The 14,624-nt window shown below is 46.6% G+C and carries 10 protein-coding genes and 6 tRNA genes; 1 reads left to right on the top strand and 15 read right to left on the bottom strand.

All coding sequences use genetic code 11. The features are described from left to right. Positions 1-48 precede the first annotated feature (48 nt). The 13 genes from D888_RS0107815 to D888_RS0107755 all read right to left on the bottom strand — a co-directional run bounded on the left by D888_RS0107815 (position 49) and on the right by D888_RS0107755 (position 9,148). Complete coding sequence (locus D888_RS0107815) at positions 49-1,101, bottom strand: SMP-30/gluconolactonase/LRE family protein (protein ID WP_026362284.1); 1,053 nt, start codon at positions 1,099-1,101, stop codon at positions 49-51. Next, positions 1,091-2,044: a peptidylprolyl isomerase gene (locus D888_RS23005; protein ID WP_020675991.1), complete on the bottom strand. Its 954-nt coding sequence runs from the start codon at positions 2,042-2,044 to the stop codon at positions 1,091-1,093. Before D888_RS23005 ends, D888_RS0107815 begins: the two co-directional genes overlap by 11 nt. Positions 2,045-2,214: 170 nt before the next feature. Beyond that, positions 2,215-2,291, bottom strand: a tRNA-Asp gene (locus tag D888_RS0107805). A gap of 19 nt (positions 2,292-2,310) precedes the next feature. Continuing rightward, a tRNA-Val gene (locus tag D888_RS0107800) sits at positions 2,311-2,386 on the bottom strand. 9 nt (positions 2,387-2,395) lie between these two features. Beyond that, positions 2,396-2,472, bottom strand: a tRNA-Asp gene (locus D888_RS0107795). A gap of 91 nt (positions 2,473-2,563) precedes the next feature. Next, the gene (locus D888_RS0107790; RefSeq protein WP_169513309.1) at positions 2,564-2,890 is read right to left on the bottom strand and encodes an HU family DNA-binding protein; all 327 of its coding nucleotides are present in this window, start codon (positions 2,888-2,890) and stop codon (positions 2,564-2,566) included. Positions 2,891-2,993: 103 nt separating this feature from the next. Continuing rightward, positions 2,994-5,348, bottom strand: coding sequence for an endopeptidase La (lon, locus tag D888_RS21020; protein ID WP_083928807.1), 2,355 nt, complete (start codon positions 5,346-5,348; stop codon positions 2,994-2,996). Positions 5,349-5,452: 104 nt separating this feature from the next. Continuing rightward, positions 5,453-6,703 (bottom strand): ATP-dependent Clp protease ATP-binding subunit ClpX, encoded by a 1,251-nt coding sequence (clpX, locus tag D888_RS0107780; RefSeq protein ID WP_020675988.1) that lies wholly within the window; start codon positions 6,701-6,703, stop codon positions 5,453-5,455. 26 nt (positions 6,704-6,729) lie between these two features. After that, on the bottom strand, positions 6,730-7,314 hold the full coding sequence (gene clpP, locus D888_RS0107775) for an ATP-dependent Clp endopeptidase proteolytic subunit ClpP (protein WP_020675987.1): 585 nt from the start codon (positions 7,312-7,314) through the stop codon (positions 6,730-6,732). Between the two features lie 4 nt (positions 7,315-7,318). After that, the gene (tig, locus tag D888_RS0107770) at positions 7,319-8,656 is read right to left on the bottom strand and encodes a trigger factor (protein WP_020675986.1); all 1,338 of its coding nucleotides are present in this window, start codon (positions 8,654-8,656) and stop codon (positions 7,319-7,321) included. 100 nt (positions 8,657-8,756) lie between these two features. Continuing rightward, positions 8,757-8,841 (bottom strand) — tRNA-Leu (locus D888_RS0107765). Between the two features lie 82 nt (positions 8,842-8,923). After that, a tRNA-His gene (locus D888_RS0107760) sits at positions 8,924-8,999 on the bottom strand. A 72-nt stretch (positions 9,000-9,071) separates the two neighbouring features. Beyond that, positions 9,072-9,148, bottom strand: a tRNA-Arg gene (locus D888_RS0107755). Between the two features lie 343 nt (positions 9,149-9,491). On the opposite strand from D888_RS0107755, the gene D888_RS0107750 reads away from it, so the two are divergent. Beyond that, on the top strand, positions 9,492-11,390 hold the full coding sequence (locus tag D888_RS0107750) for a methyl-accepting chemotaxis protein (RefSeq protein WP_020675985.1): 1,899 nt from the start codon (positions 9,492-9,494) through the stop codon (positions 11,388-11,390). 101 nt (positions 11,391-11,491) lie between these two features. On the opposite strand, the gene D888_RS0107745 is transcribed toward D888_RS0107750, so the two are convergent. Together D888_RS0107745 and D888_RS24960 are read right to left on the bottom strand one after the other, a co-directional pair. Continuing rightward, positions 11,492-13,795: a hybrid sensor histidine kinase/response regulator gene (locus tag D888_RS0107745; RefSeq protein WP_020675984.1), complete on the bottom strand. Its 2,304-nt coding sequence runs from the start codon at positions 13,793-13,795 to the stop codon at positions 11,492-11,494. Next, positions 13,795-14,082, bottom strand: coding sequence for a chemotaxis protein CheW (locus D888_RS24960; protein ID WP_425402580.1), 288 nt, complete (start codon positions 14,080-14,082; stop codon positions 13,795-13,797). Before D888_RS24960 ends, D888_RS0107745 begins: the two co-directional genes overlap by 1 nt. Positions 14,083-14,624: the final 542 nt, after the last annotated feature.

The following is a 14,624-nucleotide window of genomic DNA, read 5'->3' as shown; positions in this document are numbered from 1 at the left end:
GGTCCATCCAAAACTCTTTATGCAAAAAAAGTACCGGCGAACCAACAATCACTTATCCTGCCCTGGCGACAAATACTGATAGATCTGCACTTGGTGATTATAAGTGTCGACAGCGTAAATCCTGTCTCTTTGATCGATAAAAAGGCTGGACGGCAGGGAGAGGCCCCATTTGCCACCCGAGCCAAATACCAACAGAAGACGACCATCAGGACCGAAAATCTGGATATTGTCAAAAGCGGCATCGGTGACATAAATGTGCCCGACAGAATCAACGGCTACGCCACGCGGGCGCGAAAAGGTTCCAGGGACGTCACCCAGTCCACCGATAGTCCCTATGCCATGGCCTTTGTCATCAAGAACTTCAACACGAAAATTCAGTGAATCGACGACATATACACGACCGGAACGGTCGACGGCTATGCTGAGAGGCCTGTTGAAAAGACCATCTGCTGTTACTGAACTTCTGAAGGACGAAAGCATTTGCCCTTGTGGCGAGAATCTCAGCACCAGACCCTGCAGGACATCTGCTACTAAAAGATTTCCCGACCGATCAATAGCTAAACCAGCAGGACGTAGAAATATTTCATCAGAGCCAACCTGCCCCTGAAACTCCCCTTTAGATGAAAAAATATATACACGCCGCAGACCGGAATCAGCAACATAGAGGCGATCCCGATCAGGATCAAAAACTATCCCAGATGGGGTCTGAAATGGCTCTCCCGCAATATTCGTCAGTAAATCAGTCCGTCGGCCTGCCAGGTCAAACCTGAAAACAAGGTGATTTCCAGGATCGGTAACCCAAAGCAACCCCTTACCATCAGAAGCAACACCGTAGGGTGTTCCCATCTGCAGGGACTCAGTGCCCTCCCCGGTAAGCCATTGGAACAAAATACTTTTTTGTGATTTTTTCTCAACCAGATCTTCTGTTCCAGAAAATCTCCGGAGCAATCTAATGCGAGGCTGTGCTGGTGGTTTGGGCCAAACGACATTTACATCAGGATCAGACAATGACAGGGAACGAATGCCTGGCGCACAAGACGGCAACAACAGGAGGATAACGATCAGGAACCACCAAGAACGTATTTGATATTTATTGTACAAGCAACTCAACCTTATATTTCTGCTTCAGCGAAGAGATCCATTCAGCATAAACTTTCTTCCGTCGTTTATTTTCAAGGGTTGATTTAATCTTTAATTTCACCTCATCGAAACTCAGTTGGCGTGGTTCGTTGACTTGAGTCAACTTGATAATGTGATAGCCGTACCGAGTCCAAACCAAATCGGAGATACCGCCAACCTTAAGTTTCAACAATGCCTCCTCAAAAGGTTTCTCTGTCTGTCCAGCGTGAAACATTCCTAAATCACCACCGACATATTTAGTCCGGTCATCGGAATTATAGTAAGCTAAATTAAAGAAATCTTCGCCTTTCTTCGCACGAGCCAAAATCTCCTCAGCTTTTTTTTTCAGCGCGGCTCGTTCCGCATCGTTCGACGACGGATCAACCTTGATTAAAATATGGCTGGCACGAAACTGTTTGGGCATAAAAAAGATATGTTTATTCGCAGCATAATATTTAGCGACTTCTTCATCGCTGACGAGAACCTTCGATGTCACTGCGAGGTCTTCAGCTGCCGTAGCCAGAATTTGCCGATAGAGAGACGCGCGTAATGCCGTCTCAGTCTCAACGGCAACTGCCTTTTCATACTCAGCATCTGTCTTGAAGTTCCCTTTTATCTTTTTCATCTGCGCATCGACCTTGGCACTGGAACCCGATATTTCATTATCGATCGCATACTTAACTTTGTATGCTCTTTCAATCAGGTCTTTCAACGCTTCTTGTCTAATCTCCTTAATTCTTTCCGCAGAAACTCCCCCATGAAAACTGACCCTCAAGGGTATTATCTTATTTATTTGACGATTCAACTCAAATGAAGTCACCGGGATTCCACCAACACGAGCAACCAAGTTACTATCCGTAGTAGTGGCAAAGAGAGGAGTAGGAGCAAGAATCAACATGAAGATTAAAGTGCGTAAAAAAATCATTAATAAACTCCAACTAACAAGGATAATTAAGCTTTCATCTCAAGAACCAAATAACAGGGATGATTAAGGTGCCATCTTAAAAACCGTAGAGGTTAACAGTCAAGTTGAATCACTTTAGACCTAGAAATAAAAAGAGCAACCCTTCAACAGGATTGCTCTTTTTATTTAAATGGCGGGGCTGACGGGACTTGAACCCGCGACCTCCGGCGTGACAGGCCGGCGTTGTAACCGACTCTACTACAGCCCCATAGAACATTTGCTTGATTTGGTGGGCGAAGAGGGGCTCGAACCCCCGACATCCTGCTTGTAAGGCAGGCGCTCTCCCAGCTGAGCTATTCGCCCGATCGAAAATGGCGGGGCTGACGGGACTTGAACCCGCGACCTCCGGCGTGACAGGCCGGCGTTGTAACCGACTCTACTACAGCCCCGCAGTTGAAAATAGGAAGCCTGAAGTGCCCAAAAGCATTGTCTGGACAGCTTCTCGCTTCCTATATTCGGTTTGTTTATGTAGCGTTAATCTTAATTGACGGCGTCTTTCAATGCCTTGCCAGCTTTAAATTTAGGAACCTTGGCAGCCGGAATTTGAATTTTTGCGCCAGTTTGGGGATTTTGGCCTGTACGGGCCGCGCGATCACCAACACTGAAAGTCCCGAAACCAACCAGCGCAACCTTGTCGCCAGTCTTAAGTGCACCAGTAATAGTCTCAGCAAAAGCTTTAAGCGCCCCCTCGGCGTCCGCCTTGCTCAGTCCCGCTTTCTCCGCAATTGCATTGACCAGATCAGCTTTAGTCACAACACACCTCCTGAAAGATAAGGGATAAAAATTCGTCTCAAAACGCGATAAGATATAACAGAGTCAGAAAAAAGGTGTCAAGCTGTTTTTCCCCATTTTTTGCGGGTTGGGGAGTTTTTTCCTGACTCGACCACATGGATAATCAAGCCGGCTAAACCTACTTCTTTTTCAGATTTTTTACAAGGGCCAAATCCAGGACCTTGTCCATATCAGCAACCGGCTGAAGTATAAGGGCATTACGTAAAGGTTCAGGAATATCCACTAAATTCCGACGATTGGCCTCAGGTATCAGCACGGTCCCGATTCCTGCTCTTCGTGCCGCCAATAATTTTTCCTTAAGTCCACCTATCGGCAAGACGCGACCGCGCAGGGTCACCTCTCCTGTCATGGCAAGGTCACAACGAACGGCTAGTCCCGTTAGAGCGGATGCCAGAGCGGTCGCAATGGTTATTCCAGCGGATGGTCCATCCTTTGGGACGGCCCCCTCCGGAACGTGGATATGCACATCAATCTTGGTGTGAAAATCTTCTTCAAGATCAAGAGCCTTCCAACGAGAGCGCACATAACTAAAGGCAGCCTGGGCAGACTCCTGCATCACATCACCGAGCTTGCCAGTAAGCGTCAACTTACCACTGCCCGGCATTAAACTCACTTCAATATTCAGCAGCTCTCCACCAACCTCGGTCCAGGCCAAGCCGGTTGCAACGCCGATGGCGTCAGATTCTTCCTGAATACCGTATGAGTAGGGAGGAACCCCCAGGAATTTTTCGATTTGTTTTGTCCCGACCTTGAACGATATTTTATCTTCAAGCGCGCTGCGACGCGCCAGTTTTCTACATACCGAAGCGAGAGAACGATCGAGAGCTCGTACTCCAGACTCCTTTGTATAGCGACGAATAATCTCCAACAAGGCAGCTTCCGAAAAACTGACATTAGACCGACTAAGGCCATGTGCCGCTATCTGTTTATCCAGCAGATAACGTTTGGATATATTAAGTTTTTCTTCTTCGGTATACCCCTCAATGTTGATAATTTCGAGGCGATCATGCAATGCCCTGGGTATTGAGTGCAAATTATTGGCTGTAGCAATAAACAGAACCTGAGACAGATCGTAATCAATATCCAAAAAATGGTCGCCAAAAGTATGATTCTGCTCTGGGTCAAGAACTTCAAGCAAGGCCGAGGAAGGATCTCCTCGAAAATCAGTGCTCATCTTATCTATTTCATCCAACATGAAGACCGGATTTTTTACCCCAACCTTGCGCAGCCCTTGAATGATTTTCCCCGGCATTGCACCGATATATGTCCGCCGATGACCTCGGATTTCCGCTTCATCGCGCACACCGCCCAGCGATATTCTTTGAAATTTTCGCCCGAGTGCCTTGGCAATCGATTGCCCGAGTGAAGTCTTCCCAACGCCCGGAGGGCCAACCAGACAAAGAATTGGTCCCTTGATCTGTTTAACCAGAGCCTGTACTGCAAGGTACTCGATGACACGCTCTTTAACCTTTTCCAAACCATAATGGTCTGCTTCAAGGACGGCTTCGGCCTTTATAAGGTCGTGTTGATCACGTGTTCCTTTTTTCCAAGGAAGGGAGAGCAGCCACTCAATGTAATTTCGAACAACTGTCGCCTCAGCTGACATCGGTGACATTAAGCGGAGTTTGCGTAACTCCTGCCTTGCCTTATCAGTCGCCTCAGAGGACATTTTTTTCTTTTCAATCTGCTCTTCAATTTCGGCTAACTCTTGCTTAAATTCATCTTTGTCGCCGAGTTCTTGCTGAATAGCACGCATCTGCTCATTAAGATAATACTCCTTTTGACTTCGTTCCATCTGGGTTTTTACGCGACTTCGGATACGTCCTTCTATTTGAAGAATTTCGATCTCCTGTTCCAGCATCTCAAGTAACTTCTCGAGTCGCAATGCGACATCTAATTGTTCCAGAAGTTCCTGCCGATCTGAAATCGGGATCTGTAGATGGGCCGAAACCGTATCGGCAAACATTGAAGGTTCTGTAATCGCGGCTGAAGTCACGCTCACTTCAGCGGGGATTTTCTTACTCAACCCGATATAGTTGTCAAAAGAATTACGCACTGCACGCATCACAGAATTAGCTTCAATCAGTGATGCAGGCTCATCCTCCAGCAACTCAATCTCCGCCAGCAAAAGAGCGCCATCATCACGAAGGTTATTTAACCTGGCGCGCTCAACCCCCTCAATCAGAACCTTGACCGTCCCGTCTGGAAGTTTAAGCATTTGGACAATTTTTCCGCACACGCCCAGTGGATAGAGCTCTTCAAAACAAGGAGATTCTGTTTGAGGATTAAGCTGGGTCGTCAAAAAAATCTTTTTATCTGCCTTTTCGGCGGCCTCAAGTGCCGCAATCGATTGAGGCCTCCCGACAAACAGCGGAGCAACCATATGGGGGAAAATTACAATATCCCGCAAAGGTAACAGAGGGAGAGTTAAACCATTCGGTGTGGGTGAATTGTTTGAATCTAAAAGGCTCATCAGTTTATCAACCTGTTTGTCTGCAAGGAAAAGGAGCGCGGTTCCTCAAAAAGAAGAAGCCGCGCTCCGGAAACAACCCTATGGTATTTGGGGAATATGTCGATTCAGGCGCTTTCGGCAACATTATAGAGCATTATAGGGCTCTTGCCGCCAACAATGACATCTTCGTTAATCAGAACTTCTTTTACATGATCCTGCGAAGGAATATCATACATGACATCGAGCATGGCATTTTCGAGGATTGAACGCAAACCGCGCGCACCAGTTTTATGTTGCAAAACCTGTTTGGCGATGGCGACTAAAGCTCCATCGGTAAATTTAAGAGTTACATTTTCCATTTCAAAAAGGCGCTGATATTGTTTTACCAGGGCATTTTTTGGTTCACACAAAATCTGGATAAGTGCCTCCTCATCCAACTCTGTCAGTGTCGAAATTATAGGTAAGCGCCCAACAAATTCGGGAATCAAGCCATACTTCAAAAGATCACCAGGCAGAGTCTGCCCAAGCAACTCACCAAGCTTCTTTTCCTTCGCGGATTCGACCTTAACGCCGAAACCCATCCCCTTGCTCCCGATCCGCTTACTGATAATCTTTTCAAGGCCCGAAAAAGCACCCCCGCAAATAAACAGAATATTGGTTGTATCAACTTTCAAAAATTCCTGCTGCGGGTGTTTACGCCCTCCCTTGGGCGGCACACTGGCGGTAGTCCCTTCAATGATTTTCAACAATGCCTGCTGAACACCCTCACCTGAGACATCACGCGTAATTGAAGGCGACTCTGACTTACGAGCTATCTTGTCAACTTCATCAATATAGATAATTCCACGTTGGGCTTTTTCAATATCATAATCCGCATCCTGCAGTAAGCTGAGAATAATATTCTCAACATCCTCGCCGACATAACCCGCTTCGGTTAAATTGGTCGCATCGGCAATTGCAAAAGGAACATTCAGTACCTTTGCCAGCGTTTGAGCAAGCAGAGTTTTGCCGCTGCCAGTTGGACCAAGAAGCAAAATATTACTCTTTTGGATCTCAACTCCATCATTGCGATTAATGGCCTCAATTCGCTTGTAGTGGTTATATACAGCAACTGACAGGATTTTTTTAGCGCGCTCTTGCCCTATAACGTATTCATCCAGAGTCTGACGAATCTCGGCAGGCTTTGGCAACGATGCTGGTCGCTGGTCAGAATCAATATCAAGTCGACCCTCTTCGGCAATAATGTCATTACATAGTTCAATACACTCATCACAAATATAGACGGTAGGCCCAGCGATCAGTTTTTTGACCTCTTCTTGAGTTTTTCCACAAAAAGAGCACGTCAGATTTGGCGACTGACCATCTTTTGAACTCACGTAGCTATTCTCCTCTGCTTAAAATTTCAGGATTTTCGTTCAACGATGGAATCGATAATACCATAATCACAGGCGAATTGACTATCCATGAAGAAGTCACGTTCTGTGTCCTCTTCGATCTTTTTTAAGGACTGCCCTGTATGGCTTGCAAGCAGGCCGTTAAGGCTTCCCCGCATGCGCAAGATTTCTTTAGCATGGATGCTGATATCCGTCGCCTGCCCCTGAAATCCACCCAGGGGTTGATGAATCATTATCCGCGCATACGGCAGGGCAAAACGTTTACCCGGAGCGCCTGCCGCTAAAAGGACAGCCCCCATACTGGCTGCTTGCCCAATACAGATGGTTGAAACCGGAGCCCTTAAATACTGCATTGTGTCATAGATAGCCATCCCCGCTGTCACGACACCACCCGGCGAATTAATATAAAGATGAATATCCCGATCCGGATCTTCAGATTCAAGAAAAAGCAGCTGTGCAATAATGAGATTACCCATGTGATCTTCGATCTCCCCCCCAAGAAAGATTATGCGATCTTTCAGTAAGCGAGAATAGATGTCATATGCGCGTTCTCCGCGACCGGTATCTTCAACAACCATCGGCACCAGACTCATCAGGTTAATCCTCCTTCTCTTCGGTAACTGCTACTTCGGAGGCAGTATGATCTGGTTTTGGCTCAACTTCGGTTACCTTGGCCTGACTTATAATCAATGAGACAACCTTTTCGTGGAGAATTTGCCCGGATAGACCCTCCTTCGCCTGCGGGTTAGAAAAATAGGCCTTCACCTGCGCAAGCTCAGCATTCGATTGTTTAGCCAACTCTTCCATCTTTAATTCAAGTTCCGACTCATCAACAGTCACAGCCTCCTGCTTGGCGATTGCTTCGAGAATCAACTCGCCACGCACCTGGTTGTCAGCCATATCTCGATAGGCAGCGGAGAAACCCTCATCATTCATGCCAAGCATCTCAAGGGTCATCCCCTGCGACTTCAACCGTTGAGAAAAGTTCTTCTTCAGATGCTCCAACTGAGATTGGATCATCCCTTCTGGAACCTCAAAACTATTCGTCTCAACCAGCAGATTCATCATCTTTTCCTGCAGTTGATTTTCAACCCGCTCGGTCTGCTCTCGTAGGCTGTCCTCCCGAATGCGGTCCCTCAGGGCTTTAAGATCGTCGAAACCAACGTCTGTCGCTAACTCGTCAGTTATCTTCTGAGAGATTTTCTCTTTAATCTCTTTAAGTAAGACTTTAAATTTGGCTGGCTTGCCAGCCAACTCCTTTGACCCATAGTTTTCGGGGAAACTAACTTCTATCTCACGTTCCTCATCACGGACCATCCCATATATTTGCTCTTCAAACCCCGGAATAAAGCTTGAAGAACCTAGTTCAAGCTGATAGTCACTGGCGGAGCCATTTTCGAAAGCAGTGCCATCAATAGATCCCTCAAAATCAATAATAACAGTATCGCCAACGCGGCACTTCTTTCGACTGGTCACTTCAAGGCTACTGCGTGATTCAGCCAATTGCTTAAGACGCTCCTCGACGACGGAATCATCAAAAGTAAATTTTTCCTTCTCAAGCACAAGACCAGCATAACCTGTGGCGACGACCTCGGGACGAACTTCAACTTCCGCTTCATATGTGAAGGGCTTGCCAGCCTCAAGAGGTGCCGATTCAACAACTTGAGGTTGCGAAACGGGGTTGATGTTATGATCAATCATCGCCTTATAGAGACTGTCGTTGACCAAACTGCCAACGACATCGTTTTCCATGCGAGGAGCATATTGCTGTTCAAGAAGACGACGAGGCACCTTCCCTTTTCGAAAGCCCTTTACTGATGCTGTCTTGGCAATTTTACGATAGGCTTTCTCAATCGAAGCAGAGACTTGCTCAGCAGAGATTTCGACAACGAGCTTTTTCTTAATGGAGCCCAATTCTTCAACAGTAATGTTCATTACTTCATCCTTTTTTTTCCGAGAATAACCCTTAGCCCGGCTTTCATGGAAAACCGGGCTAATAACTTCGACATACCATAGTTTAGGTCAACAGGTAAAGTGGTGCGAGGGGGGGGACTCGAACCCCCACATCATTCGATACTGGTTCCTAAGACCAGCGCGTCTACCAATTCCGCCACTCTCGCAATAGTAAAGAAAAACTCACATTCCACACCCACCAATCAAGTGAGACTGGCTCCCGGGCCGGAAGGTGAGTATTGTCTGTTATGGGGTGAGTGACGGGGCTTGAACCCGCGACATCTGGAGCCACAATCCAGTGCTCTACCGACTGAGCTACACCCACCATAAAAAGTTCGGCTATCCTAAGAACAACATGAAACAATGTCAACCGCTAAAAGATCTCTATTTCAGAAGGTGGCGCGCCAGGAAGGATTCGAACCCTCGGCCCTGTGATTAGAAGTCACATGCTCTATCCAACTGAGCTACTGGCGCAGTGTCACACTTCAAGCAAACAGACACCCCTGAAGTTAACAGTGCTGCGACAGGGGCCTGTATCTAGCATGGCCTTGAAGGTTTTGCAAACAATAATTTTCTGGTTCATAAGATTGATATCTACCAACGTAGGCTGTCGGAGTATCTCTCGCCTGCCACTGGTACCTATATACTGAAGTTGGTTAAATTTCAACCGTTACTCGGGTCCTGATAAATGATCTCAACAGAGCTGAAAATCAGATTAAATGATTGAAATTTTAGAGAGTTTCCCCTATTATGCGAAGGATATTTTTATCCCTGTTAATAACCATAATTTATTAGATCATCCAGGAGAAGATGCATAATGTCCACTCAAACCAAGGGTTGGAGAATCCGCAGCAAATTGCTCGCAATGGTCATGTTGCTGGTTTTGGTCTCAATCGGCGTTGGGGCTGTAGCCTATTATGGTTTTAATCAGGCGAACATGTCTTTGACAGAAATGCATGAGAACCTTGTCCCCGAGTTGGCAACGGTAGACGAACTTGCCTACTCTGTGGCATCAGCAAGACGGTTCGAAAAGGAGTTATTCCTGTTTTCGAGTCTTGGCGGTGATGAACAATTTGTCAAAAAACAGCAAGGATATTACACAGAGCTCAACGATGAGTATAAACACACGGCGAAGGTCATCGAATCTTTACACAATGCTGACATATCAGCTGTTTTTAAAAATAATCCCGATCGTGTTGAATTAGAGGGAATGTTAACCAAGGTCCAGGAAGATTTTACCACCGTACAGAATAGCTTGAAGCCTCTCCTTAAAGAGTTAATGTCGGGGAAATCTTTTCTTGATGTTACAAGAGAATATGGCCTTTATAAAGGGAATGTTCATAACCTCGAACAAAAAATTAAAATTATGCGTGAGAACGTATTAGCAAAGCTTGAAGCTCAAAAATCAAATAGCGCCCATTTTTCCGGCCGATTAACAACAATTATTTTAGCGACAGGCTTAGGGGCAGTTCTTTTTGGAATTTTTGCGGGTCTATTTGTTTCAAATCGAATTACTGTTCCACTTAAGTATCTGATGGTTGGTATCGAATCCGTAGGAAAAGGTGACATTGTAGAAGTCCAAGCCCCATCACGTGATGAATTTGCTGAAATCGCCCGAGTTTTCAATGAAACTGTAGGTCGGCTAAAAAAATATATTCAGACAGATGAACAACGCTTGAAAACAGAAGAGAACGTTATTAATTTTCTCGAAGTTGTTTCTGATGCATCCGATGGCGACCTGACTGTTCGTGCCCCAGTTACCGAAGATGCCTTTGGCTCTATTGCTGATGCATACAATCTGATGATTGAAAGTCTCGCCGGCTTACTCAAAGAAACAACAAAAGATGCAAAAGAGGTCGGGGATGAGTCCCGAAACCTCAATGACATCTTTCTTCGCATGAAAAAAGGAGCAGAATCTCAACTACAGTATGTTACCGAAGCGACAGATTCTGCTGGAGAAACTGCCGAGGCTGCCTCTGAAATTGCTGTCAAAACTGCGTTGGCGCAAAATACATCAGAAAAAGTTGACCAGGCGACCAACGTCGGCAGCTCTCAAATAGCTAAGAATATTGAAGGGATGCAGCTTATCCGCGTCACTGTGCAGGTCATCAACAAAAAGATGAAATCACTTTCGGAACGACTTCTAGAAATCGGTACAATTTCACAGTTAATCTCAGACGTTGCAACCCGTACTACGATCTTGGCCATGAACGCTTCAATAGAGGCCTCACGAGCCGGCGAGCAAGGCCGAGGCTTTTTGGTTATATCAAACGAAATCAAACGACTTGCTGACGAGTCCTCTGATGCGACCAGGGAGATCGGCGGCATCATCAAGGCGATTCAATCTGAAGCAAACGACGTCACTTCAGCTCTTGAAGAAGAGACCTCAACCGTTGAGCAACAAACCCGTCTGGCACAAGAGACTGGTACTGCCCTAGAGGAGATCGAAAAAGCAACTCAACAATCAAAACAGCTCATCAACGAAATCACCGGTTTGTCAAAAAATCAGCACAGGGTATCAGATGACATGGTCATTTCCATTCGAAAAATGGCAGACATCACCGCACAAACATCTTCACTGGTAACCGAAGCTTCCCAGATTTCAGAGGGACTGAACGGCGTATCAGAAAAACTACTCGAATCATTGTCGCAATTTATATTGAGCAAGGACGAGCCCGTCGCTAGCAATGAGATCGTCCCAAGAGGAATTGCGTAATCGATTAACTAAACCTTATTTCCTCCCATAAAAAACACCCCCCCCCCGAACGCTGAGTGGCTTCGAGGGGGTGTTTTTTATGGGGGGAAATATCGATGGAGCTATAGACTTTTGCCATTAATTGCTAGGTGTTTCTTAATGACAGCCATCAACTGCTCTTCTTCGAACGGCTTAACAAGATAGTCCGTTGCGCCAAGCGAAAGGGCCTTCTGTCGGTGTTGTTCACCAGCCCTCGAGGAAAGAACTGCAATAGGCACCTGCCAATCGGGACGTCTTTGTAGCTCTGCCAATAGCTCATAACCATGCATGTGTGGCATTTCAAGGTCCGTTATAATTGAATCAACCTCTTCATTCTCAAGCAGTGAAACCGCCTCCAGTCCGTCAGCTGCAGTCAAAATGGTCAGCCCCTTCCCTGCCAGCAGCATGCTGGCGTATTTGCGAACACTCAGAGAATCGTCCACTACCAGGACCTTCAGATTTCGCTGTTCAACGACGCTGGAGACAGAACCCACTGGAAGAGCAAAGTCTCTATCCGCTTGATATCTCATTCGCGCCGGATTGACGACCAGTCGCATACTGCCGTCACCCGCCAAGCTGGTTCCGGAGAGGTAAGGAAGTCCCCTCAAAAACGAACCAAATGGTTTAATAACGGTGTCTTCCTGCCCCAGAACCCTGTCCACCAACAATAGAATGGGAGAGCCTTCAGATTGGGTTAGTATCCCATAGCCTGGACGATCCTCGCCTTGAGGCAGATTAAACAGCGTCCGCAGATCGATCTGTTCCGGCTGTCTCTCCAGATCTTCCCGATTAACAATATTTCGGGACTCAAAGGACAAATTCTGAATTTCCTTAACTAACGCAGAGGGCAGAACAAACACCTGACCAGCAACCTCGAAGCGGATAATATTGACAATAACAAGTGAAAGCGGCAGACGCAGTCTAAAAGTGCTCCCCTGCCCTTTGACCGTTTCAACGTCAATTGTGCCATTAAGGGAGGCGAGACGGTCCATAACCACGTTCATTCCAACGCCACGTCCTGATGTTGCATCAACATCAACGGTAGTACTGAACCCAGGCCGAAAAATCATTTGAATCAGTTCACTTTCACTGAGTCGATCTTCGGTCGTAATAAAACCCTTTTCAATCGCTCGCTTACGAACCCGCACAAGATCAATCCCGCGACCATCGTCGCTAACCGAAAGCTCTACGGTATTTCCACGTCGCTCTGCAGTCAGACGAATCAACGCTTTTTCTGATTTTCCAAGCTTTTTACGTTCAGAAGCTGATTCAATTCCATGAGCAAAGGAATTACGTACAATGTGTAACAGCGGATCAAATAAACCATCATAAACAACCCGGTCTATTAAGGTTTCACCCCCAACAACAAAAAGATCTACATCCATACCAAGACCACGCGCCATATCACGCACGGAACGATTGAATCGTTGAAAGAGGGCCCCTGCCGGGACAGTTCTTACTTCTGAGATACGTTCCTTGATCTCATCTGTCATCCGATCTAAAGAGGAAACATCCTTGCCGAAAGCCTCAAAAAATTCACTGAGGCCACGAAGACCCTCACCAACATCATTGGTGATTTCGCGTAATTTTCGACTAAACAGGTTCAAATCATCGTAGCGATCAAACTCAAGTTCTTGGAAATCACTCACCTGAGATTCATGACGCTGTTCCGCCGTGGTCGGCATCGTGTAATCATAACGATCCGCGAATTGAGTAACTTCTCGCAGAAGTCGTTGACCTACAAATTCGATCTCATCACGCATCTTCTCGACCTGCCCGAACTGATCAGCCAGGTGATTTTTGATGACAGTCACTTCACCGATCAATCCCATCAGTGATTCGATTTTATCAACACTCACCCGAATACCAGCAGCGGACTCTTCTACCCGTCGGCCAAGACCGCGCCGCTCGGAACCAACAAACCCCGAATCGACAGAAGAGTCATTAGCCCCTAATTTCTCTCCCGGGAGGGAGGAACCTCCAACCGAGGGCTCAGCCCCCTTCTCGGCAGCATCTAGGCGTCGTATAACCAGATCCATTACCTCAACTGGTTCTTCCTGGCCATCAACCTTAAAACGGATCAGCTCTTTGATCTGGTCTAGCGCAAACAAGAGAGCATCAATTTGCATGGGGCTTACAACAAGCTTTCGATCACGTACCGCCTCAAACAAGTCTTCCATTCTATGGGCAACCTGGCCGACAGAAGCCATCTTAACCAGACTGGCAGCCCCTTTAAGAGTATGTGCCGCCCGAAAGAGCGATTCCATATCCTCGGCACCTACTGAGCCGACCCCCTCCATTTCAAGGAGACCAGATTCAAGAACGTTTAAATGCTCAGTGGCTTCTTCTACAAAGCATGAAAAAATGCTATCCTGAAGAACGCCCATCAGGAGTCACCTGCACGAAATTGAGCAATAATATTCATAACATCAACTCTTTCCCCACAGAATTCTTCGGCGAGATCAGGGATACCCTCCGACAAAAAAGCCAATTTCTCGCCAGCGGACTCAGCGACAACCAATTTACACAAGGAGGTATAGGTTATCGCGGGCCCAGACTGGACACCTAAATCTATAACAGGCATCACCTGTCCACGAAGATTAACCAAGCCCCGGACAATCGGCGGAGCAAGGGGGAGTCTTACGACCTGAGGCAGATCAGCAATCTCAAGCATATTTTCAATCGGTAAAAAGTAATCCTTATTCCCGACCTTAAAATGGCAACAGTTAAAATTTTGTGCAACAGCCTCGCCTTCGTTCTGCCTTTGAAGGGTTTCTACTAAACGCTTGGCGGTTTCTAGGGGGCTCTCTTTTTCAACCCGCTTACGCATCCGCTCAATAAAGCTTTCATTAGCGGGGAGGTTAGAAAAAGTATTGGCAGGGGGAAGCTCATCCGGCACCTGGTGAGAGCCCGCATTTTCGCTAGGGGTTGAAATAGCAACAGGGTTCTGTTGAGGGGTGAGAATTTCAGCGCCAGAAAGATCCGCGAATGTGATTGGTGACGGGTCAGAACTAAATGCAACCGGCGTCTCAAAATCGGTATCCAATGAGGGGTCTTCCGCAAAAGGATCAGTATCCCCAGCGGTGTCGACGGAGATCTGCCTGACAAATACATGATCTTTCTCAACGCACTTAGTGGACTCTACCTCTGGATCCTCCGCGAAAGGATCAATTAATTCTTCCTCCTGTATCGTCTGTAGTTCAATGGAGGGGTCTT

Origin of the sequence: Geopsychrobacter electrodiphilus DSM 16401 (genome assembly GCF_000384395.1) — a bacterium.
GTDB classification, from domain to species: Bacteria; Desulfobacterota; Desulfuromonadia; order Desulfuromonadales; family Geopsychrobacteraceae; genus Geopsychrobacter; species Geopsychrobacter electrodiphilus.
Note: the sequence above shows the minus strand (reverse complement) of the source record. Positions and strands in the feature narration are given on the sequence as shown.